The organism is Mycobacterium sp. E2989, from assembly GCF_001667595.1.
Classification (GTDB): Bacteria; Actinomycetota; Actinomycetes; order Mycobacteriales; family Mycobacteriaceae; genus Mycobacterium.
This window is the reverse complement of sequence record NZ_LZJX01000108.1, coordinates 28,916-51,004: the sequence shown is the minus strand read 5'-3', so window position 1 is coordinate 51,004 and position 22,089 is coordinate 28,916. Positions and strand designations below refer to the sequence as shown.

Sequence of the window (22,089 nt, the reverse complement as noted above, 5' to 3'; positions counted from 1 at the left end):
AGTGAGCACCTATCCCTGGGATCAGCGGCGGCGGGACCGGAGGTAGTCACCCACCACCGCCGCACCCAGGCCGTCGAGGTCGGGTACCACGACGCGACCCTCGACGCGCCGGGCGACCTGGTCGATGAAGCGGGCCAGGCCGGGGTCGCTGCCCAAGCGGAAGATGGTGATCTGCGCGCCGAGGCGGGCCATATCGTCGAACCCGCGCACGGTGTGCGCGATCGTCCGCGGATGCGGCGGGTAGTCGAAGAACACGGTAGTGCCTTCGCCCTCGAAGTCCTCCAGGTGAGCCGTGGGCTCGCCATCGGTCACCACCAGCACGACGGGCTGCGCGTTGGGATGCCGTCGCAGGTGACGACCCGCCAGCGCCAACGCGTGATGCAGGTTGGTGCCCTGCTCGTAGACGCCCTCCAGACCGGTGAGCTCGGCGGCCGTCACCGTCCGCGCGTACCGTCCAAACGCGATGATCTGCAGGGCATCCGAACGAAATCGCGTGCACACCAGATGGTTGAGCGCCAGCGCCGTCTGCTTCATCGGCAGCCACCGATTCTCCATCACCATCGAGAACGACGTGTCGACCAGCAGCGCCACCGCGGCCTGGGTGCGCGTCTCCGTCTCGGACACCTCGACGTCGTCGACCGTGATGTTCAGCGATCCGGCGGCGCCGTCCAGCGTGGCGGTGCCCGCACGCCTCAGCACCGCGTTGGTCAGGGTGCGGGAGATGTTCCACGGCTCGGTGTCGCCGAACTGCCAGGGCCGGGTGGCACCGGTCAGTTCACCGGCCGCGCCCGCCCGCCGATGGTCCCGCTCACCGCGTCGGCCGGAAAGCTGTTGCGCCACATCGCGCAACGCCGTCTCGCCGAGCCGGCGCATGGCCTTGGGTGAAAGCCGCCACTGGCCGTCGGAACCGCGGTCCAGGAAGCCCTGATTGACCAGGGCGCGTTCCAATTCGGCGAGGGTGCGGGCGTCGACGGCGGCCTGGTCCCCGAGTTGGCGCGCCAGCGCGTCGAGATCGACGTCGTCCATGGTGGCGCCCGGGTAGCTCTGCGAAAGCTGCTCGGCCAGTTGCTCGAGCTCCGCGATGTCGGCCAGCGCCTGGGTGCCCTCACCCATGCCGAACGGATTGTCGCCGGAGAACTGCTCGGACCCCGTCCAGTCCTCCCCCGGCCGGGCGGCCTGCAGGTGCGCGTCGAGCCGGTTCAGCGCCTGCACCAGCGAGGGCGACCCGAATGCCTGCTGCGCCAAGGCATCCAGCTCGGCGCGCTGATCGGGGCTCAGGCTGTTGCGGAAGCGTTGCGCGGCGGCTGCGCGCTTGGCCAGCGAGTCCAGCAGCTCGTCGACATTGCGCGGGTTCTCCGGGAAGAACTCGCCGTGCTTGTCCATGAATTCGTCGAAGTCCTGCTGGGTGTCGTCACCGCGGGCGTGCTTGTCGAGCAGCTCGTTGAGGTCGTTCAGCATCTCGTTGACGCGCTGACGGTCCTCGTCGGTGGCGCCCTGCAGCGCCTCCTTCATGCCGGCGAAGCGCTGATCGAGCATCTCGCGTCCGAGCAGATCCTTGATCTGGTCGTACTTTTCGCGGGCCTCGTTGCTGCGCCAGTTGTAGTCGGAGAGCTCCTGGACGGCCTTGGCGGGTGAGGCGGGCAGCGCGTCGAGCTGCAGTTCGCCGAAGCGGGCGTCGTCGTCGAGTGCCCGCGCCAGTTCCTTGCGCTCGGCCAGCACGGCCTCGTCGAGCAGCTTCTTGATCTCCTGCAAGGTGCCGTCCAAGTTGTTGCGACGCAACAACTCCCGTCGCCGCCGGTTCGCCTCGGCCGCCAGCCGGTCGGCGCCGGTCATGTTCTTGTTGCCGCGGCGCAACAGCTCGGACAACGCGCGGCGCGGCGACGTGCCGGCCATGACGTCCTGGCCGATCTGCTCGAGGGCCTCGCGCAGGTCCACCGGCGGGGCCAGCGGGTCGGGCCCGCCGGTGTACGCCGAGTACCTGGAGGAGTGACCCCTCGAAACAGGGTTAGCCATAGACGGTTTGGCCCTCCCCGGACACCTTGTCGATGCGCTTGGCCAGATAGAGCGCCTCCAGCGCTAGCTCCAGCGCTGCGGCGCGCTCGCCCTCGGACTGGGCGTTGACCTTGGCCGCGATCTTGTCCACCACCGGCAGGGCCGGAACCGCGGCCAGCACGTCCTTGGCCGACACCCGCTCGCCCGTCGTGACCGCCGAGCCGCCCTCGACCGCGGACACCAACGATCCGACATCGATGCCGCCGAGCACCCGCGACGCGGTATCGGCCGTCGCGCGGCGCAGCAGGTGTTCGAGCACGGCCTGCTCGCGGCCCTCCTCGCCGGACTCGAATTCCAGCTTGCCGCGCAGCACGTCGATCACCGTGCCGAGGTCCACCACCCGGGCCACCGGGTCGGTCTCCCCCAGCACCGCGCCGCGATGCCGGGCGGCCGCCGCCACGGTCTCGGCCGCCGCGATCGCGAACCGCGCCGACACCCCGGAGCGTTGGTCGACGGAGTTGGACTCCCGCAGGTACCGGGCGAACCGGGCGATCACCTGCATCAGGTAGTCGGGCACCTGCGCGGACAGGTGCGCCTCCTGGACGATGACCCCGACCTCCGCCTCGAGCTCCAGCGGGTAGTGGGTGCGGATCTCCGCGCCGAACCGGTCCTTGAGCGGGGTGATGATGCGGCCGCGGTTGGTGTAGTCCTCGGGGTTGGCGCTGGCGACCACCAACACGTCCAGCGGCAGGCGCAGGGTGTACCCGCGGACCTGGATGTCGCGCTCCTCCATCACGTTGAGCATCGACACCTGAATGCGCTCGGCGAGGTCGGGGAGCTCGTTGACCGCGACGATGCCGCGGTGGGCGCGGGGGATCAACCCGTAGGCGATGGTTTCCGGGTCGCCGAGGCTGCGGCCCTCGGCCACCTTGATCGGGTCGATGTCGCCGACCAGGTCGGCGACGCTGGTGTCGGGGGTGGCCAGCTTCTCGGTGTACCGCTCGCTGCGGTGCCGCCACTCGATCGGCAGGTCGTCGCCCAGCGTCGCGGCCTTGCGGATGGATTCCGGTGTGATCGGCGAATAGGGATGCTCGCCCAGTTCGGCCCCGGCGATCACCGGCGTCCACTCGTCGAGCAGGCCGACGAGGGCCCGCAGCAGCCTCGTCTTGCCCTGGCCGCGCTCGCCGAGCAGGACGAAGTCGTGACCCGCGATGAGTGCCCGCTCCAGCTGGGGCAGCACGGTGTCGTCGAAACCCAGGATCCCCGGCCAGACCTCGTCACCCTCGGCCAACGCCGTCAGCAGGTTTTCCCGGATTTCCTGTTTGACTCCCCGCTCGCGGTGACCGGCGGCACGCAGTTCGCCGACGGTGCGGGGCAGATTGCTGGGTGATGGCACCACTCCACGCTACGCGTTGCCCAACCGGCTCACGCGCTGAGCGTTCAGTGGGCGAAGTGGCGGGCCCCGGTGAGATACAACGTGACGCCGGCGTTGGCTGCCGCCGCCGTCACCTCCTCGTCGCGCACCGACCCGCCCGGGTGCACGATCGCCTTCACCCCGGCGGCGGTCAGCGTCTCGAGGCCGTCGGGGAACGGGAAGAACGCGTCCGAGGCCGCGACCGCGCCGCGCACCCGGTCGCCGCCGCGTTCGACCGCCAACCGGGCGGCGTCGACCCGGTTCACCTGGCCCATGCCGACGCCGATGGTCGCGCCGCCGCCGGCGATCACGATGGCGTTCGACTTGACCGCGCGGCACGCGCGCCACGCGAAGACCAGGTCCGTCAACGTGGCCGGATCGGCCGGTGATCCGGTCGCCAGCGTCCAGTTCGCCGGGTTGTCGCCGTGCGCGTCGAGCTCGTCGCGTTGCTGCACCAGCAGCCCGCCGCTGATGGGCCGCAGCTCAGTGCCGCCCGTCAGCGGCTCGGAGGCCACCAGCACCCGGACGTTCTTCTTGCGCGTCAGGGCCTCCAGCGCCCCGGGCGCGTAGGCGGGGGCGATGATCACCTCCGTGAAGATGGTGCTCACGTACTCGGCCATCTCGAGGCTGACCTCGGTGTTGGCGGCGATGACGCCGCCGAAGGCGCTCAGCGGGTCGCATTCGTGGGCCTTGCGGTGCGCGTCGGCCACCGATTCCGACGAGATGGCGATCCCGCAGGGGTTGGCGTGCTTGATGATGGCGACACAGGTCTGTTCATGGTCGAAGGCGGCCCGCCAGGCCGCGTCCGCGTCGGTGAAGTTGTTGTAGGACATCTCTTTTCCGTGCAGCTGCTCGGCCTGCGCCAGGCCCGGCCAGGCGCCGGGGTCGCTGTAGAGCGCCGCCTGCTGGTGCGGGTTCTCCCCGTAGCGCAGCATTGTCGAGCGACTCCAGCTGCGCCCCAACCACTTTGGGAACGCCGTCGGGGGATGCTCGGGCGCCAGCGTCGACTCCATCCACCCCGCCACCGCGATGTCGTATTCCGCGGTGTGCGCAAACGCCAGCGCGGCCAGCTTTTTGCGCTCGGCGAGGGTGAAGCCGCCGTGGCGCACCGCCGCCAGCACGCCGTCATAGCCGCGCGGGTCGGTGATCACCGCCACGCTGGGGTGGTTCTTCGCGGCCGCGCGGACCATCGACGGGCCGCCGATGTCGATCTGCTCGACGCACTCGTCGATGCTGGCGCCCGAGTCGACGGTCTCGCTGAACGGATACAGGTTGACGACGACCAGTTCGAACGCCGCGATCCCGAGTTCCTCGAGCGCCGCGGCGTGTTCCGGTTTGCGCAGATCCGCCAGCAGGCCGGCGTGCACCCGCGGGTGCAGCGTCTTGACCCGGCCGTCGAGCACCTCGGGGAAGCCGGTCAGCTCCTCGACCCGGGTGACCGGAATGCCTTTGTCGGCAATGGTCTTCGCCGTCGACCCGGTCGAGACGATCTCTACGCCCGCGTCCGCCAGTCCCCGGGCGAGTTCGACGAGCCCGGTCTTGTCGTAGACGCTGATCAACGCGCGGCGGATCGGCCTTTTCGCCGTCTCCGGCCAGTCGTCGGTGCTCATCGATTGGTCGCCTTTCGTCCGATCGTCGCTGTTCTCCCGACCAGGGTCAGGCCGCCGGTCGCGATCTCGGCCACCACGTCCACCAGGAGCTTCCGTTCGGTGACCTTGATGCGTTCGTGCAGGGTCTCCTCGCTGTCACCGTCGAGCACCGGCACGGATTGCTGCGCCAGGATCGGCCCGGTGTCGGTCCCGGCATCCACCAGGTGCACCGTACAGCCTGTGACCTTGACGCCGTAGGCCAACGCGTCGGCCACGCCGTGTGCGCCCGGGAAGGCCGGCAACAGCGCGGGGTGGGTGTTGATGATCCGCCCGTAGAACCGGGAAAGAAATTGCGGCCCAAGTATTTTCATGAAGCCCGCGGACACCACCAAATCCGGGGAGTGCGCGGCGGTGGCTTCGGTGATGGCCGCGTCCCAGGCGCCCCGGTCGGAATGATCGCCGAGCCGGGCCGTGAAGGTGGGTAGCGCCGCCCCCGCGGCGATCTCGGTGGCCAGGCAATCGCGGTCGGCGCCGACCGCGACCACGCGGGCCGGGTAGTCGCCGACGGCGGCCTCGAGTAGGGAGCTCAACAACGAGCCGGTGCCCGATGCCAGCACCACCACCCGTGCCGGCGCACTCGGGGGCACCTGAAGCTGTTCGGCCACAGGGACAGAGCCTAGTGGGAGCTACTCGCCGGTCTCGCGGTCGGGCGCGGTCGGCTTCGCCTCGTCGGGGGGCGGCCCGTCGTCGTCGCCCACCGGGGCGTCGTCGTCGCTGACCGGCGCGTCGTGCTCGGCGACATCGTCCGGGTCGGGAACACCGGTCGGCGCCTCGTCGTCCGGCCCTTCGAACGCCTCCGCGAAGTCCGCCGGTTCCTGCGGCGGCGCGGGCTTGGGCCGCCGCGGCCGCGCCCGGATGCCCCCGCTCATCACCACCGTGATCCCGCCGACGACCGCGAACCAGAAGAACACCCCGCCCAGCAGGGTCCCCTGGTCGACGCCGACGTCACCGAAGTTTCCCAGCCGGCCGCTGCCGCCGTAGGCGAGCAGGGACATCGCCAGCGCCCCGATCACCGACGCGACCAGAAGCTTGGCCATCGCGGGGATCAGCGGCAGCGCCCGCCGGGCGCACTGCTGCCCGACGGCCACCCCGGCCGAGGCGCCGATGATCAGCAGCGCCACCCATACCGGCCCGAGCGGCGGCCGGGGGGTCGCGGCCAGGATCGGCAGCGCCGGAATGTCGCCACCGAAGACGGTGAACGAACTGAACGCCGCGAAGCCCACATGAGCGCTGGACCCGACCGCCATCGCCGCGGTGCCCACAATGACGTTGGGCGCGTACAAGATCGACAGCACCGTGAGGCTGAACTGCCCGAAGATCGAATCGGTGATGCCGTAAAGGTCCTGCATCGTTGCCCAATGCACCACCAGCGAGCCCGCGGTCACCAGGCCGGAAAGCCCGAGCAGCGCGAGCACCCCGGCCGACGCGGCGCGCAGCGCATCGCCCAGCCAAAGCGGCAGCGACGCCGCCGCCAACGCCCGCCGCCCCACCCGCGACCACAGGCCGATCGCGGCGCCGAGGGCGTGCACGACGAGCACGCTGGCGAATGCGCGCAGGGCGCTGGGCGTCTGCAGCTCGGTGATCACCGACGACGCGTCGTGAATGACCGCCAGAGCGATGGCCGCGATCAGCAGCGGCCCGCCCAGCGCCGACGCGACGACCCAGCGGATCACCAGCCAGGAGGAATACGGGGAGGTGGCCCGGGCGGTGCTGCGCGCGGTCGCCCAGATCATCAGCAGCACCGGCAGCAACGGCATGACGCCCAGCTCGCGGCCGCCGATCGAGATCGGCACCTGGTGCACGCCGAGCCACATGCTGGCGATCGCGCCCAGCGCACCGGTCATGTCGCTGTTGGCGATCAACAGCTGCAATAGCGTGACGGCGGCGATGATGACCAGGGCCACCACCGCCGGGCCGAACGCGACCCGGACGAGGTCACGCGCCTGGCGAGCGCCCGCCGGCCGGTTGTCCGCGCCTTCCGACACCCTCTTCACTCTTTGGCGTACGTCCCGACTAGCCGCGAGGGCGCACGGTTAGGAGGGCGCTGGACCAGACGGCGACGAGGGCGGCTGCTGCTCCTGGCCGTAGGGCTGCTGGCCGCCGCCCTGTCCAGAGTAATTGGGCGCCGAACCCTCGGAACCGGCCGCGGGCGGCGGGCTGAAGCTGGGAAAGCCGGTGGGCGGCGTGTTGGGTCCTTGCTGCGCGGCCGGCTGGGGGCCCGACTGCGGCTGGGCGCCGAAGCCGCCGGTCTGCACCGCGGTCTGAGTCGGGGCCTGGCTGGGCTGGTAGCCGCCGTACTGCGATCCGTAGCCGGGGTGCTGGGGCGACTGCTGCTGACCGTAATAGGGCTGCTGGCCGTACTGGCCGTACTGCCCGTACTGGCCGTACTGGGCGTAGGGGTCGTATTTCGGCCGGGGTGCCGGCGCGGTGATGACGCCGGCCTCCAGCAGGACGGCGACGACGGCGGCGATCGCCTGCAGCACGCTGCACGCCACCAGCGGCCACATCGCCCAGCCGATCGAGACGCCGGTGGGCAGGTTGATCGTCTCGGTGATGGCCAACAACGCACCCAAAACCGCGATGACCGCGACGATTCCGGTGTAGCTCTTGGCCTTGGGCACCAGGCTCAGCCCCGCGAGCAGCGCGGCCAGGAGCGCGACGATGACGGCGGTGCCCGCGTCGCCGGCGCGTCCGCCGACGCCCGGGCCCAGGTCGGCGCCGATGGTGAACGTCGGCCCGAAGTTCAGCAGATACACCGCCAGGCCCAGCACTACCACCGCGATGGTCAGGTAGAGCGGGAGCTTCGACGTGCCGTCGTCGTCCTTGGTGAACGACGGCGTGCCGCCGGTGTAGGAGCCGCCGGGCTGCGCGGGCGGGTATCCGGGGCTACCGGGCGAGTAGGTCATTGGCTCCTCCTGTTGCTGTGCCTTTGAAGTGCCGGTGCGGCCACCGCGGTTGCATCGCGGCGCTGTGCTTGCGGGCGCGCCGTTCCGTAACCGCCGTGCCCGGCGGGTGCGTCGCGACGCGATCGATCAACCACGCTAGCGCACTTCCGAACGCCCGCGCCGTGACCACCGGCTTGGGCACCGATCCATGCCGTCAGGGCGGCCGCTTGCTCCGCGGAGGTAGAACACGTTCTAATTCTCTGCATGGATTACGGGCTTGTGCTTTTTACCAGCGACCGTGGCATCTCCCCGGCGGCGGCCGCGAAGCTTGCCGACGAACACGGCTTCACCACCTTCTACGTGCCGGAACACACCCACATCCCGGTCAAGCGGGAGGCGGCCCATCCGACGACGGGTGACGAATCGCTGCCCGACGACCGCTACATGCGGACACTAGACCCATGGGTAAGCCTGGGCGCGGCCTGCGCCGTGACGTCGCGGGTGCGACTGTCCACCGCGGTGGCGCTGCCCGTCGAACATGACCCGATCACGTTGGCGAAAAGCATTGCCACGCTCGATCATTTGTCCGGCGGGCGGGTGAGCCTCGGCGTCGGATTCGGATGGAACACCGACGAGCTCGCCGACCACGGCGTGCCGCCCGCCCGGCGCCGCACGATGTTGCGCGAATACATCGAGGCGATGCGCGAGCTGTGGACCAAGGAGGAGGCCGCCTACGACGGCGAGTTCGTGAAGTTCGGGCCGAGCTGGGCGTGGCCCAAGCCCGTGCAGGCCCACATTCCCGTGCTGGTCGGCGCGGCCGGCACGGAGAAGAACTTCAAATGGATCGCCCGCAGCGCCGACGGCTGGATCACCACCCCGCGCGACTTCGACATCGACGAGCCGGTGAAGTTGCTGCAGGACACCTGGGCGGCGGCCGGCCGCGACGGCGCCCCGCAGATCGTGGCGCTGGACTTCAAGCCGGTGCCCGAGAAGCTCGCCAAGTGGGCCGAGCTCGGGGTGACCGAGGTGCTGTTCGGCCTACCGGACCGCTCGGAGGACGAGGTCGCCGCCTACGTCGAGCGGCTGGCCGGCAAGCTGGCCGCCCTGGTCTGACGCCGGGTCGGATCCGCGAGGCATAAACCACGGCCGGGCCTACCCCAGCGAAGCCCGGTTGCCGTTGTCGGTTGACCACACGAAGATCTCCGCGCCGAGGGGGTCGCCGTCGCACATCAACGCCACGAGATCGTCGTCGTCGGTGGTGGCCATGAATCGCGTGTTGTCCGCGGCGAGCCTGCCGACGATGATGCCGGTGCGGACCGGCCAGTCGTAGCGCACGGAGTACGTCTCGATGGTTGCCGCACCGTCGGCCTTCTTCGTGACGGCGACCTTCGGGAGTGCGGCGATCTGCGTTCTCAGCTCCGCGCAGTTGTCGCTGCGCCAGTCCACCGGCGTGGTCGAGTAAATACCGACCGAGTACTTGCTCATGATGCCGCCATTGGCGCCGACGAACCCGAATTGCCCTGGCCTGTCCCGCATCTGGGTGACCGTCTCGGCGATACCATGCAGCGAATAGCTGTTGCCGGGGCCGCCGAAATACGGCAATCCGCCGGTCAGGGTCAGGCCGCGCGGGTCGTCGCCGGCGATGCCCAGGGCTTCGCAGATGACGAACACCGGAAACGGAAAGCAGCTGTACAGATCGAAGGTGGCGACGTCGTCGACGCCGATTCCGGCCACCCGCAGCGCTTCGCGCGCCGCATGGACGGCGGCCGGGCTGGCGCCCAGGTCGGCGCGATCGAGCATCGCCTGCTCGACCATGTCCGAGTGGCCGTGCAGATAGACCCAGTTGTCCTCGGCCACCCCGAGGCTCCTCGCCGCCTGGACCGACATCAACACCGCCGCGGCGCCCTGATTGACCTGATCGCGGGCGACGAGCAGACGCGGGTACGGGTCACTGATCATCCTGTTGTCGTCGGTGATCGTGATGATCTCCTCGATCGACCGCTCGACCGGTGATGACGAAAACGGGTTCTTGGCAGCCACTTTCGACATCGGGGCGAACAGTTCGGCCATTTCGCGCCGGTAGTCGGCCACGCTGCGCCCAAGGCGGGCGCGGCGGGCATTCTCCAGAAGCCCGTACTGCACGGGGGCGCCGGTCAGGCCGTGCTGGATCGTGTACTCGTCGATGTAGCTGGAGATCTGGTGACCCCGGTCCTCCAGCTGACCCTCGACGTGCTCGGTGAAGTCGGGCTTGTCATCACGGTTGGCGAAGTAACGAGCCGTCGACCCCGGCTCCGAGCCCATGATCAGCACGACTTCGGCGTCGCCGGCCACGATGGCATTGCCCGCCTCGGTGACAAGCTTCTGCGGACCCTGCCCCCCGACCGGTTCGAGCACCACGCGGGCCGGGTCGCCGCCCAGCCGGTTCATCACCGAACGCGGGTAGTTGTTGGACCTGCCCAGCGTCGCCGGCATCGGTCCGGAGATCTCGAATTGCCGCAGCCCGAAGATGGTGTCGACGGCCTTGGCGACGCCTTTGGCGCCGGTATCCGCAAGAGCCGCTCGCGCGGCCGCGGTCGCGAGATCGACCGCCGACATGCCCCGATAGTCGGGATCGTCGATGCGCTCGGTGAACTGGCCGACCCCGACGAGCACCGGAGTACGCGGATCCACCGGCATGACGAACCTCCTGGCAACTGTTAGTTCGACAGGCTAACGGATGGCTGAGGCCGAAACGAAACCGTGGCCAGTTCGCGGATTCGCGATCTGACCACGGTCCCAGTGGGTAACTACAGGCTCTGCAGGATCTCCCGGGCCAGGGCCGCGGTCTCCGACGGGGTCTTACCGACCTTGACGCCGGCCGCCTCCAGGGCCTCCTTCTTGGCGGCCGCGGTGCCCGACGAGCCGGACACGATGGCGCCGGCGTGGCCCATCGTCTTGCCCTCCGGCGCGGTGAATCCCGCGACATAGCCGACGACCGGCTTGGAGACGTTGGCCTTGATGTAGTCGGCGGCCCGCTCCTCGGCGTCCCCGCCGATCTCGCCGATCATCACGATGACCTTTGTGTCGGGGTCCTTCTCGAAGGCCTCGATGGCGTCGATGTGCGTCGTCCCGATCACCGGGTCACCGCCGATGCCGATCGACGTGGTGAACCCGAAATCGCGCAGCTCGTACATCATTTGGTAGGTCAGGGTGCCCGACTTGGACACCAGCCCGACCGGTCCCGGACCGGTGATGTTGGCCGGGGTGATACCCGCCAGCGCCTCGCCCGGCGTGATGATGCCGGGACAGTTCGGCCCGATGATGCGGGTCTTCTGCCCCTTATCGACGTTGTAGGCCCACGCAAAAGCGGTGTCCTGCACCGGGATTCCCTCGGTGATGACGACCAGCAGCGGGATCTCGGCGTCGATCGCCTCGATGATCGCGTCCTTGGCGAATTTCGGCGGCACGAAGACCACGGAAACGTTGGCGCCGGTCTCCTTCATCGCCTCCGCGACGGTGGCGAACACCGGCAGTTCGACGTCCTTGCCGACTGGGTCGACGTGCGAGACCGTGGTGCCCGCCTTGCGGGCGTTCACGCCACCGACCACCTGGGTGCCGGCCTTCAGCATCAGCGCGGTGTGCTTGGTGCCCTCGCCGCCGGTGATGCCCTGGACGATGACCTTGGAATCCTTGTTCAGGAAGATCGACATGTGTTGGCTCCCTTACTTGTTCGCCAGCTCGGCGGCTTTGTCGGCTCCGGCGTCCATCGTGTCGGCCTGGATCACCAGCGGGTGGTTGGCCGCGGCCAGGATGCGCCGGCCTTCGTCGACGTTGTTGCCATCCAGCCGCACCACGAGCGGCTTGTTGGCCTCGTCACCGAGCATGTTGAGGGCGGTCACGATGCCGTTGGCGACGGCGTCGCACGAGGTGATGCCGCCGAACACGTTGACGAACACGCTCTTGACCTGCTTGTCGTTCAGGATGACGTCCAGCCCCGCCGCCATCACCTCGGCCGACGCGCCGCCACCGATGTCGAGGAAGTTGGCCGGCTTCACTCCGCCGTGCTTCTCGCCCGCGTAGGCGACGACGTCGAGGGTCGACATGACCAGGCCGGCGCCGTTGCCGATGATGCCGACGGCGCCGTCGAGCTTGACGTAGTTGAGGTCGTGCTCCTTGGCCTTGAGCTCGAGCGGGTCGGTGGCGTCGCGGTCCTCGAACTCGGCGTGGCCGGGCTGGCGGAAGTCGGCGTTGGCGTCCAGGGTGACCTTGCCGTCCAGCGCCAGGATCCGGTCGTCGGGGGTGCGCACCAGCGGATTGACCTCGACCAGCGTGGCGTCCTCGGCGACGAAGAGCTCCCAGAGCTTCTGGATGGTGATCGCGGCGGCGTCGAGCACCTCTGCGGGCAGGTGGCCCTGTTCGGCGATGGAGCGCGCGGTCGCCAGGTCGACCCCCTGGACGGCGTCCACCGGGACCTTGGCCAGCCGCTCGGGCTTGGTGGCGGCGACCTCCTCGATTTCCATGCCGCCCTCGACCGAGCACATCGCGAGGTAGGTGCGGTTGGCGCGGTCGAGCAGGAAGGAGATGTAGTACTCCTCGGCGATGTCGCTGGCCTCGGCGACCAACAGCTTCTTGACGACGTGGCCCTTCATGTCGAGACCGAGGATGTTCTTGGCGTGTTCGTAGGCGTCGTCCGGGGTCGCCGCGTATTTGACGCCGCCCGCCTTGCCGCGCCCACCGACCTTGACCTGCGCCTTGACCATTACCGGCGCGCCGACCTCGGTGGCGATTTCCTTCGCGCCCTCTGCGGTGTCGGTCACCCGCCCCGGCGTGGTCGGTACGTTGTGCTTGACGAACAATTCTTTGGCTTGATACTCGAAAAGGTCCATGGGCTCTCTGTCTTCGCTCGACTCAACTGCTAGGCCTCTTGATGGGCGGTGCCGCGTTCGGCAACTCGCACGGACGAACTGTATCCACTGGCCAACCGGCTCTTACGGGCGCGTCCGGCGATGTGGCACAGCTCACGGCGTAGCGGCGTACCCGGTTCGTGACCCAAATCACAATTTCGACCGGATTGCGCGACGAGGTTGCCAGTTCCGCGAGTCAGCGGATACCGTCCTAGGGTCCAGATAACGTTATGGTCACGATACGAGGACATTTCAGCTTGTCCCAGCACCGTTTGGCACCTTTTGCTGCCGAAACAGCAGGCGTGGTGAGGGTTGGTCGTGCCGCCGGCGGCCGGGGTATCGAGCCCCATCGGAACGAAGTCACCGAAATCCTCCCACTCGACGGCTTCGACTTCGACGACCTCGATTGGCGTGACGAGGCGGGCGATCTCGGCGACCTCGACTACAGCAACGACTCCACGTTCGACAACGCGGCGCAGGTGCTGCTGGCCCCCGAGCTCGACGACCTGAACGACGACGACGAACCGTCCCCCCGGTGGCTGGCCGCACCCGTGACCGAGGTGCTGCCGCGCGTGGCCATCGCACCCGCCGCCGCGCCGCGGCTCGGACGCGCGCACACCACCGACGTGGTCGGGGTGGCACGGCAGGGCGGGCAGCATCGCAAGCAACCGACCAGCGCGGCCCGGGGTCGCCTGCTGATCTCCGCGATGGCCGCCGGCGCTGCCGCCGCTGCGGCCCACACCGCCACCAGCCACGCCGACACCCCCAAGACCGAGGCCGTGCTGACCGCGAACGCGTCGGCGCTCACCGGCGGCTCCGGCAACAACACCATTCGCGGCGCCCAGGTGGTCGCCCTCGAGCCGGCCGCGACCGCCGCGCTGCACAACCAGGAGCTCGCCAAGGGCGTCGCGTTCGCCAACGACCGCGCCCAGCGCGAGGCGCGGTTGCAGCAGCCGCTCTACGTGATGCCGACCAAGGGCATCTTCACCTCCAACTTCGGTTACCGCTGGGGGGTGCTGCACGCCGGCATCGACCTGGCCAACTCCATCGGGACGCCGATCTACGCGGTGTCCGACGGCGTGGTCATCGATGCCGGTCCCGCCGCCGGCTACGGGGCGCTGGTCAAGCTGCGCCACGCCGACGGCACGGTGACCCTCTACGGCCACGTCAACACCACCCTCGTCAGCGTCGGCCAGCGCGTGATGGCCGGCGACCAGATCGCCACCATGGGCAACCGGGGCAACTCCACCGGTCCGCACCTGCATTTCGAGGTGCTCCAGGGCGGCACCGAACGCATCGATCCCGTGCCATGGTTGGCTAAGCGGGGTCTTATGGTCGGTAACTACGCTGGTTGAGGTGACCGCGCCGAACCAGCCACCTCCCGGTCCGCAACCGCCCGAGTCGACGTCGCCGTCGGACTCCAAGACGCGGATCATCCGCCGTGCACCCACCGGACCGCTTCCCATCGCGCCGGAGTCACCGACCACCCATATTCCGCCGCAACCGCCGCCCTATGCCGCTCCCGGCGCCGGGCCCCGACCCGCTCTGGCGGGCGAGCCGGGCGGCCGGACGGCCGCCGCCGCGTGCGCCGTCAGCATCGTCAGCGGCTGGGCGACCTCGGTGGTGGCGACCGACCTGATCGCCGGCTGGTGGCGGTCCGACCGGCTGTTCTGCACCGCCGTCGCGTTTCTGGCCCTGGTGTTCGCCGCGGCCACCATTTCGGGCGTGATCATGTTGCTGCAGCGCCGGCCCTTTGGGCGCTGGCTCATCGTGGTCGGCGCGGTGGTCGCGGTGTTGACCTACATCGGGGTGTTCATCGCCGGCGCCCGCGTCGCGTGGATCGTGCACCTGCTGCCGCTACTGCCGATCGCCAGCGTGGTGCTGGCCCTGCACCCGCGAACCAAGCGCTGGCTGGAGGCCTAGCGGGCCCGGCGCCCGCGGCTGCTAGAGCTTGCTGATCGGGGCGTGGTTGTGCATCAGCTTGACCCGCCCCGCGCTGCCGAAGTCGATGAGCGACATGGCCGATTCGCCCACCCCGGACACTTCCTCGACGCGGCCCAGCCCGTACTTGTCGTGCGTCACCCGGTCGCCGGGCTCGAGCACCAGCAGCGGGCGCTTGCCCGCGCCCGACCGGGTAGGCGCGGCGCGCGGCGCGCCGAATCGGCCCGCGCCGCTCACCGGCGCGCTGAACGACGGGGCCGGCGCGGTGCGCCGCCACTCGATGAGTTCCTGCGGAACCTCGCGCAGGAAGCGCGATTCCGGGTTCAGCATCGGCTGCCCCCAAGACGACCGGACGATGGCCCTGCTCAGGTAGAGCCGCTGGCGGGCGCGGGTGATGCCGACGTAGGCCAGCCGCCGCTCCTCGGACAGTTCCGTCGGATCGTCCAGCGCCCGCATGTGCGGGAACATGCCGTCCTCCCAGCCGGTGACGAACACCACCGGGAACTCCAGACCCTTGGCGGTGTGCAACGTCATCAGGGTGACCATGCCGGCGCCGTCGTCGGGGATGTCGTCGCTGTCGGAAACCAGCGAAACCCGCTCCAGAAACTCCGCCAGCACACCGGTGTCCGGCACGTCTTCGTCGTCGGGCGCCTGCAACGACTCGTCCAACGCGGCCGCGTTGGCCCTGTCGGTGCTGAATTCGTGTGCGACGCTGACGAGTTCGTTGAGGTTGTCCAGGCGGGCCAGGTCCTGGGGATCGGTGGAGGACTCCAGCTCGCGGCGGTATCCGGTGCGCTCCAGCACCGACTCGACCAGGTCACCGAGATCCTCGTCGAGGCGGCCCCTGAGCTCGTCGAGCAGTTCGACGAAACCGGCGATCGCCTTCTCCGCGCGCGAATTCAGCATCGGCACTTTGCCTTCGGCGGCGGCCACCAGCGCGTCGGCGAAACTGGCGCCGGTGTTCTCGGCGTACACCGCGACGCAGGCCTCGGCGCGATCCCCGATGCCACGGCGCGGGGTGTTGAGGATGCGTCGCAGGCTGACCGCATCGCCGGGGTTGTCCAGCACCCGCAGATAGGCGACGATGTCGCGGATCTCCTTGCGCTCGTAAAAGCGCACTCCCCCAACGACTTTGTACGGAATGCCCGCGCGGATGAACACCTCTTCGAACGACCGCGACGAGTTGTTGGTGCGGTAGAACACCGCCACGTCGTTGTAGGTGATCTCGCCGCGGTCGGCGAGCGCGTCGATCTCCTCGGCGACGAACCTGGCCTCGTCGTGCTCGTTGTCCGCGACGTAGCCGACGATCAACTCGCCGGCGCCGGCGTCGGTCCACAGCCGTTTCTCCCGGCGCCCGGAGTTGCGGGCGATCACCGAGTTGGCCGCCGAGAGGATGTTCTGCGTCGAGCGGTAATTCTGTTCCAGCAGAATGGTTGTCGCGTCCGGGTAGTCGCGCTCGAAGTCCTCGATGTTGCGGATGGTGGCGCCGCGGAAGGCATAGATCGACTGATCGGCGTCGCCGACCACACATAACTCCGCCGGGGACACATCGTCGGCCGATTCCGTGACGCCGTGACCGACGAGTTCGCGCACCAGGACGTACTGCGCATGGTTGGTGTCCTGGTATTCGTCGACGAGGACATGGCGGAATCGACGCCGGTAGTGCTGGGCGATCTGCGGGAAGGCCCGCAGCACGGCGACGGTTTCGCCGATCAGGTCGTCGAAGTCCAACGCGTTGGCCGCGCGCAGCCGCCGCTGGTATTCGCCGTACACGGAGGCCACGGTGCGAACCAGGTCGTCGGACTCATCCGTCAGTTTGGCCACGGCGTCCGCGGGATCGATCAGCTCGTTCTTCAGATTGGAGATGGCGTTGGCCAGCAGCCGGGGCGAGTAGCGCTTGATGTCGAGCCCCATGTCCCGCCCGATCATCTGCAGCAGCCGGCGGGAATCGTCGGCGTCGTAGATGGAGAAGTTGGAGTTGAGGCCCTCGATCAACGACGCCTGGTTGCGCAGGATCCGCACACACGTCGAGTGGAAGGTGGACACCCACATGGCGCGGGCCCGGTTGCCCACCAGCCGCACCACCCGCTCGCGCATCTCCGCGGCGGCCTTGTTGGTGAAGGTGATGGCCAGGATCTGGCCGACCCCGACTCCGCGCGCCGCGATCAGGTAGGCGATGCGGCGGGTGAGCACCGCGGTCTTGCCCGAGCCCGCCCCGGCCACGATCAGCAGCGGCGAACCCTCGTGCACCACCGCCTGGCGCTGTTGCGGGTTGAGGCCTTCCAGCAGCTGATCTGCTTCGGAGGCCAGATTGGGATCGGTTACGTACACACTCATGTTGGTCCAAACTTACCGCCGCCCACCGACGCAACGCGCCCAGGCGTGAGACCAGGCTAGTGCCCCGAGCGGCCTTCGCCCGCCAAATCCGCCCATCGGAAATGGCGTGTTTCGCGTGGTAATGCCCGGCCCTTTCAAATTGGCGACGCAATTACACGCGAGTACAAAAAGCCGCGCTAAACGCATCCGAGTTTCTCGCCGGCGCTGACGGGGTGGAATCGAAATGGGCGCGAACTTCGCGCATTGTTAAGGGAATCCACAACGGCACGCCACCGCGGCGCCCGCGGAAGGCGGCCTCGGAAGCCGGCGCGGCGCCCGGATGTAATCACCAGTTCACGCATACATTTTTGCGCGTAAGCCGTTTTTAGTGGCACACTCGTTTTGTGCTCAACGCGCAGTGCCGTCGGCAGGCCTTCACCCCGAACTGCCGCCGATTTTTCTACGGGTACCGGTTCGCGGTCCCCGTGGTCTAGCTGCTTCACCTGAGCCCCGTGGTCCGCTTCGGCGAAATCGGGGCTCGTCTCTTCTTGTGAGGCCCGAAACCGGATGAGACCACAACCCCCACATCCCGACAATGCGGAGTTAGCAGAGATGAAGGTTGACACGGTGGAAACCCCACAGACCGCCGCCGAAGAGTTGAGCATCGACGACCTGCGCCACGAGATCGACCGGTTGGACGCCGAGATCCTCGCCGCGGTGAAGCGGCGCACCGAGGTTTCGCAGGCGATCGGCAAGGTACGGATGGCGTCCGGCGGCACGCGGCTCGTGCACAGCCGCGAGATGAAGGTGATCGAGCGCTACAGCGAGCTGGGTCCCGACGGCAAGGACCTCGCGATCCTGCTGCTGAGGTTGGGCAGGGGCCGGCTCGGCCACTGAGGTGCCCCCAACGCCGCGCTTGCGACCGTCACTAGGGTCGAAAGCATGAGCTCCCTGCAAAGCCTGCCCGACATCACCGCCACCCCAGCGTGGGACGCCCTGCGCAGGCATCACGAACAAATCGGCGCGACCCATCTGCGCAAGTTGTTCGACGAGGATCCCGACCGCGGCCGCGACCTCACCGTCTCGGTGGGCGACCTCTACATCGACTACAGCAAACACCGCATCACCCGAGAGACGCTGCGGCTACTGATCGATCTGGCACGGACGGCTAACCTCGAAGACCGTCGCGACGAGATGTTCGCCGGCGCCCACATCAACGTCTCGGAGGACCGGGCGGTGCTGCACACCGCGCTGCGGCTGCCCCGGGACGCCGAGCTGATCGTCGACGGCCACAACGTGGTCGAGGACGTGCACGAGGTACTCGACCGGATGGGCGACTTCACCGACCGGTTACGCAGCGGTGAATGGACCGGGGCGACCGGGAAAAGAATCAGCACGGTGGTCAACATCGGCATCGGCGGTTCGGATCTGGGTCCGGTGATGGTCTACCAGGCGCTGCGCCACTACGCCGACGCCGGGATTTCGGCCCGGTTCGTCTCCAACGTCGACCCGGCCGACCTGATCGCCACCCTGGCCGACTTAGACCCTGCCACAACGCTTTTCATCGTCGCATCGAAAACGTTCTCCACACTGGAAACGCTGACCAACGCGACCGCCGCGCGCCGCTGGCTCACCGACGCCCTCGGCGACGCCGCGGTGTCCAAGCACTTCGTGGCGGTTTCCACCAACAAGCGCCTGGTCGACGACTTCGGCATCAACACCGACAACATGTTCGGCTTCTGGGACTGGGTCGGCGGACGGTACTCGGTCGATTCGGCGATCGGCCTGTCGGTGATGGCGGCCATCGGTAAGGAGGCCTTCGCCGATTTCCTGTCCGGATTCCACATCGTAGACCGGCATTTCAAGACCGCCCCGCTGGAATCGAACGCGCCCGCGCTGCTGGGGCTGATCGGGCTGTGGTACTCGAACTTCATGGGCGCGCAGTCACGCGCGGTGCTGCCCTACTCCAACGACCTGGCGCGGTTCGCCGCGTATCTGCAACAGCTGACCATGGAGTCCAATGGCAAATCCACCCGCGCCGACGGCACGCCCGTCACCACCGACACCGGCGAAATCTTCTGGGGCGAGCCGGGAACCAACGGCCAGCATGCGTTCTACCAATTGCTGCACCAGGGCACCCGGTTGGTGCCGGCCGACTTCATCGGCTTCAGCCAGCCCCTCGACGACCTGCCCACCGTCGAGGGCACCGGCAGCATGCACGACCTGCTGATGAGCAACTTCTTCGCCCAGACGCAGGTGCTGGCGTTCGGCAAGACCGCCGAGGAGATCGCCGACGAAGGCACGCCGGCCGACATCGTGCCGCACAAGGTGATGCCCGGCAACCGGCCGACGACCTCGATCCTGGCCGACCGCCTCACGCCGTCGGTGCTGGGCCAGCTGATCGCGCTCTATGAGCACCAGGTCTTCACCGAGGGCGTGGTGTGGGGCATCGATTCGTTCGATCAGTGGGGCGTCGAGCTGGGCAAGACGCAGGCCAAGGCGCTGCTGCCGGTGATCACGTCGGACGACTCACCGGCGCCGCAGTCGGACAGCTCGACCGACGCGCTGGTCCGCCGCTACCGGACCGAACGCGGCCGCACCAGCTAGGCGAACCACTTGGTGAGCGGGGGCGGCAGCACCCGCATCACCTGCACCAGCGGGGCCCACGGCCACCATGGCACCGCCGCCCGGCCGGGCTCGCGTTCCATGGCGGCGACGAGCGCGTTCACACCAGTCTCGTTGTCCACCATCAGCATTGTGCTGTTGGACTTGGCGGTCATCTCCGACTCGATATAGCCGGGCTCGATGACGGAAACCTTGATGGGGCCCTTGGCGTATTCGGCGCGCAGGGATTCACCCAGCGAGCTCAGCCCGGCCTTGCTCGCGGCGTAGGCGGCCTTGACGCCCGGCACCCCCTTGTTGCCGAGCACCGAGGAGATCAGCACCAGGTGGCCCGAGCCCGCGTCGTTGAACATTTCCAGCGCGGTCTCGATCTGCACCAGTGCGGCCACCAGATTGGTCTCGATGGTGGCCTTGTTGGCCCACAGCTTGCCCGAGCCGAGCTTCGCGCCCTTGCCGATGCCGGCGTTGACGATGATCCGATCGATCCCGCCGAGCTCGTCGCGCAGTTCGCCGAAGACCTTGGGCACCTGCTCGTGGTCGTTGACGTCCAGCGCGGCCACGGCGATCTTGATGCCCGGATACTTTTGCGACAGTTCGGCTTTCAGCTCGTCGAGCCGGTCGGTGCGCCGGGCGCACAGCGCCAAGTCGCGGCCCTTGGCGGCGAAGGCGCGAGCCATGCCGGCGCCCAGTCCGGAGCTGGCTCCCGTGATGAGGATCTTCTGACGAGTCACCCGGGCAGCATATCGACAGGTGTCAACTCGCGGGCCGCCGCCTACTTGAGCAGCCGCGACATCCGCCGGTCGGCCAGCACCTTGCCCCCGGTCTGGCAGGTGGGGCAGTACTGAAAAGACTTGTCCGCGAAGGAAACTTCGCGCACGGTGTCCCCGCACACCGGGCAGGGCAGGCCGGTGCGGGCGTGCACCCGCAGGCCGGAACGCTTCTCGCCCTTGAGCGTGGCCGCCCCCTGGCCCACGGAGCGGGTCACCGCGTCGCGCAGCACCGACACCATCGCGTCGTGCAGCGTGGCGAGCTGCTCGTCGGTCAGCTTGCCCGCGGTGGCGAACGGGGAGATCTTGGCGACGTGCAGGATTTCGTCGCTGTAGGCGTTGCCGATGCCGGCGATCACCTTCTGATCCGTGATGACGGTCTTGATCCGCCCGGTGTTTCCGGCCAACAGGCCGGCGAGGTCGTCGGCGCTGAGTTCCAGCGCGTCGGGCCCGAGGGCGGCGATCCCCGGCACCAGCTGCGGATCGTCGACGAGCCAGACGGCCAGCCGCTTTTGGGTGCCGGCCTCGGTGAGGTCGAAACCGGGCGCCTCGCCGGGCGTGCCCAGGTGCACGCGCAGCGCGATCGGGCCCTTACCCGGTCGTAGCGGCGCGGCGGCCAGCTTTTCCGACCACCGCAACCACCCCGCCCGCGACAGGTGTGCGATCAGGTACAGCTCGCCGGCCTGCAGTCCGAGGTACTTGCCCCAGCGGTGGGCCCCCGTCACGGTTTGGCCGTGCAGCGCGCTGATGGGTGGGTCGAAGGTTTTCAGCACGGACAGCGCGCCGACGTCGACGCGTCCGATCGTCAGGCCGACGGCGTGGCGGCGCAGATGGTCGGCCAGCGCTTCGACCTCGGGCAGTTCGGGCACGCTCTTCAGTCTGCCGGTCGCAGTAAATAGGTGTCCATGATCCAGCCGTGCCGCGCGCGGGCTTGCGCCCGCAGCTCCGCGATGCGCGTCGCGACCTCGCCGATCGTTCCCGCCACCAACAGCTCGTCGTCGGTGCCCAGGTAGGCGCCCCACCAGATCCGGGTGTCGGGCGGGCACGCCGCAAAGGAGCACTCGGCGTCGAGCATGACGACCGCGGAGCCGGCCAGCCCGTGCGCGCGCAGCTTCCTGCCGGTGGTGATCAGGACCGGCTCGCCGACCTCATTGAGCGGGATGCGGTGCCGGGCGGTCAGCGCCTGCACCGCGGTGATTCCGGGGATGACGTCGAAGGTGAAGTCGAGCTGCGCACCGACGGCGTCCAGGATGCGCAGCGCGCTGTCGTAGAGCGAGGGATCGCCCCAGGCCAGGAAGGCGCCGACGCCGTCGGGTCCCAGTTCGGCGGCGATGGCCGCTGCCCAGACCCGCGCCCGCGCCGCGTGCCAGTCCGAAACCGCCTCGCGGTAGTCGGCGTCGGTCGCCCGTTCGGGGTCGGGCAGCTCGACGAAGCGGTAGCCGGGCTCGCGGATGAATCGGGCGCAGACGGCCCGGCGCAGCGCCACCAGGTCGCTCTTGCGCTCGCCCTTGTCCATCGCGAAGAACACCTGGGTGTCGTTGAGCGCCTCGATCGCCTGGACGGTCAGGTAGTCGGGGTCGCCGGCGCCGATGCCGATGACGTGGATGTGCCGGCCCACGA

The 22,089-nt window shown here is 68.8% G+C and carries 18 protein-coding genes and 1 pseudogene; 5 read left to right on the top strand and 14 right to left on the bottom strand.

Going from position 1 to position 22,089, the window contains the following annotated elements:
- Nucleotides 1–21: 21 nt before the first annotated feature.
- The 6 genes from A5680_RS19055 to A5680_RS19030 are packed head-to-tail and all read right to left on the bottom strand — an operon-like array spanning nucleotide 22 to nucleotide 7,961.
- Complete coding sequence (locus A5680_RS19055) at nucleotides 22–2,013, bottom strand: VWA domain-containing protein (protein ID WP_067822077.1); 1,992 nt, start codon at nucleotides 2,011–2,013, stop codon at nucleotides 22–24.
- A complete protein-coding gene (locus tag A5680_RS19050; protein ID WP_067822074.1) occupies nucleotides 2,006–3,391 on the bottom strand; it encodes an ATP-binding protein in 1,386 nt (461 codons plus the stop codon). The genes A5680_RS19055 and A5680_RS19050 overlap by 8 nt, the downstream gene beginning before the upstream one ends.
- Nucleotides 3,392–3,432: 41 nt before the next feature.
- Nucleotides 3,433–5,016, bottom strand: coding sequence for a bifunctional phosphoribosylaminoimidazolecarboxamide formyltransferase/IMP cyclohydrolase (gene purH / locus A5680_RS19045; protein ID WP_067822072.1), 1,584 nt, complete (start codon nucleotides 5,014–5,016; stop codon nucleotides 3,433–3,435).
- Complete coding sequence (purN, locus tag A5680_RS19040; RefSeq protein ID WP_067822070.1) at nucleotides 5,013–5,660, bottom strand: phosphoribosylglycinamide formyltransferase; 648 nt, start codon at nucleotides 5,658–5,660, stop codon at nucleotides 5,013–5,015. The genes purH and purN overlap by 4 nt, the downstream gene beginning before the upstream one ends.
- Nucleotides 5,661–5,681: 21 nt before the next feature.
- Nucleotides 5,682–7,049, bottom strand: coding sequence for a DUF6350 family protein (locus A5680_RS19035; RefSeq protein ID WP_082970421.1), 1,368 nt, complete (start codon nucleotides 7,047–7,049; stop codon nucleotides 5,682–5,684).
- Between the two features lie 39 nt (nucleotides 7,050–7,088).
- A complete protein-coding gene (locus A5680_RS19030; protein WP_055402720.1) occupies nucleotides 7,089–7,961 on the bottom strand; it encodes a DUF5336 domain-containing protein in 873 nt (290 codons plus the stop codon).
- Nucleotides 7,962–8,204: 243 nt separating this feature from the next.
- On the opposite strand from A5680_RS19030, the gene A5680_RS19025 reads away from it, so the two are divergent.
- Nucleotides 8,205–9,053 (top strand): LLM class F420-dependent oxidoreductase, encoded by an 849-nt coding sequence (locus A5680_RS19025; protein WP_067822066.1) that lies wholly within the window; start codon nucleotides 8,205–8,207, stop codon nucleotides 9,051–9,053.
- A 39-nt stretch (nucleotides 9,054–9,092) separates the two neighbouring features.
- On the opposite strand, the gene A5680_RS19020 is transcribed toward A5680_RS19025, so the two are convergent.
- From A5680_RS19020 to sucC, 3 genes are all read right to left on the bottom strand, one after another.
- Entirely contained in the window at nucleotides 9,093–10,616 is a 1,524-nt protein-coding gene (locus tag A5680_RS19020; protein ID WP_067822064.1) for an acetyl-CoA acetyltransferase, read from the bottom strand.
- A gap of 110 nt (nucleotides 10,617–10,726) precedes the next feature.
- Complete coding sequence (gene sucD, locus A5680_RS19015; RefSeq protein ID WP_055402714.1) at nucleotides 10,727–11,629, bottom strand: succinate--CoA ligase subunit alpha; 903 nt, start codon at nucleotides 11,627–11,629, stop codon at nucleotides 10,727–10,729.
- A 12-nt stretch (nucleotides 11,630–11,641) separates the two neighbouring features.
- Complete coding sequence (sucC, locus tag A5680_RS19010) at nucleotides 11,642–12,805, bottom strand: ADP-forming succinate--CoA ligase subunit beta (protein ID WP_067822062.1); 1,164 nt, start codon at nucleotides 12,803–12,805, stop codon at nucleotides 11,642–11,644.
- Between the two features lie 323 nt (nucleotides 12,806–13,128).
- Here sucC and A5680_RS19005 point away from each other — a divergent pair, with 323 nt between their 5' ends.
- Nucleotides 13,129–14,178 (top strand): M23 family metallopeptidase, encoded by a 1,050-nt coding sequence (locus A5680_RS19005; RefSeq protein WP_156675171.1) that lies wholly within the window; start codon nucleotides 13,129–13,131, stop codon nucleotides 14,176–14,178.
- A gap of 1 nt (nucleotide 14,179) precedes the next feature.
- On the top strand, nucleotides 14,180–14,746 hold the full coding sequence (locus tag A5680_RS19000; protein WP_067822058.1) for a hypothetical protein: 567 nt from the start codon (nucleotides 14,180–14,182) through the stop codon (nucleotides 14,744–14,746).
- A gap of 21 nt (nucleotides 14,747–14,767) precedes the next feature.
- Here the strand turns inward: A5680_RS19000 and pcrA are convergent, their stop codons facing one another.
- Nucleotides 14,768–17,101, bottom strand: coding sequence for a DNA helicase PcrA (pcrA, locus tag A5680_RS18995; RefSeq protein ID WP_067822056.1), 2,334 nt, complete (start codon nucleotides 17,099–17,101; stop codon nucleotides 14,768–14,770).
- A 546-nt stretch (nucleotides 17,102–17,647) separates the two neighbouring features.
- Between pcrA and A5680_RS18990 the strand changes: the two genes are divergently transcribed.
- Entirely contained in the window at nucleotides 17,648–17,977 is a 330-nt protein-coding gene (locus A5680_RS18990; protein WP_082459827.1) for a chorismate mutase, read from the top strand.
- 45 nt (nucleotides 17,978–18,022) lie between these two features.
- On the top strand, nucleotides 18,023–19,687 hold the full coding sequence (gene pgi, locus A5680_RS18985; RefSeq protein ID WP_067822054.1) for a glucose-6-phosphate isomerase: 1,665 nt from the start codon (nucleotides 18,023–18,025) through the stop codon (nucleotides 19,685–19,687).
- Here the strand turns inward: pgi and A5680_RS18980 are convergent.
- The 4 genes and pseudogenes from A5680_RS18980 to cobF all read right to left on the bottom strand — a co-directional run bounded on the left by A5680_RS18980 (nucleotide 19,684) and on the right by cobF (nucleotide 22,087).
- Nucleotides 19,684–20,433: an SDR family oxidoreductase gene (locus A5680_RS18980; protein ID WP_067822052.1), complete on the bottom strand. Its 750-nt coding sequence runs from the start codon at nucleotides 20,431–20,433 to the stop codon at nucleotides 19,684–19,686. The two genes, pgi and A5680_RS18980, sit on opposite strands and share 4 nt — an antisense overlap.
- Nucleotides 20,434–20,474: 41 nt before the next feature.
- The gene (locus A5680_RS26340) at nucleotides 20,475–20,945 is read right to left on the bottom strand and encodes a zinc finger domain-containing protein (RefSeq protein ID WP_231633807.1); all 471 of its coding nucleotides are present in this window, start codon (nucleotides 20,943–20,945) and stop codon (nucleotides 20,475–20,477) included.
- A gap of 150 nt (nucleotides 20,946–21,095) precedes the next feature.
- Nucleotides 21,096–21,338 (bottom strand): annotated as a pseudogene (locus tag A5680_RS26335) (DNA-formamidopyrimidine glycosylase family protein); the annotation flags it as partial.
- A 5-nt stretch (nucleotides 21,339–21,343) separates the two neighbouring features.
- Nucleotides 21,344–22,087 carry a precorrin-6A synthase (deacetylating) gene (gene cobF / locus A5680_RS18970; protein WP_067822048.1) on the bottom strand — a complete coding sequence of 248 codons (744 nt, stop codon included), beginning with the start codon at nucleotides 22,085–22,087 and terminating at the stop codon, nucleotides 21,344–21,346.
- Nucleotides 22,088–22,089 lie beyond the last annotated feature (2 nt).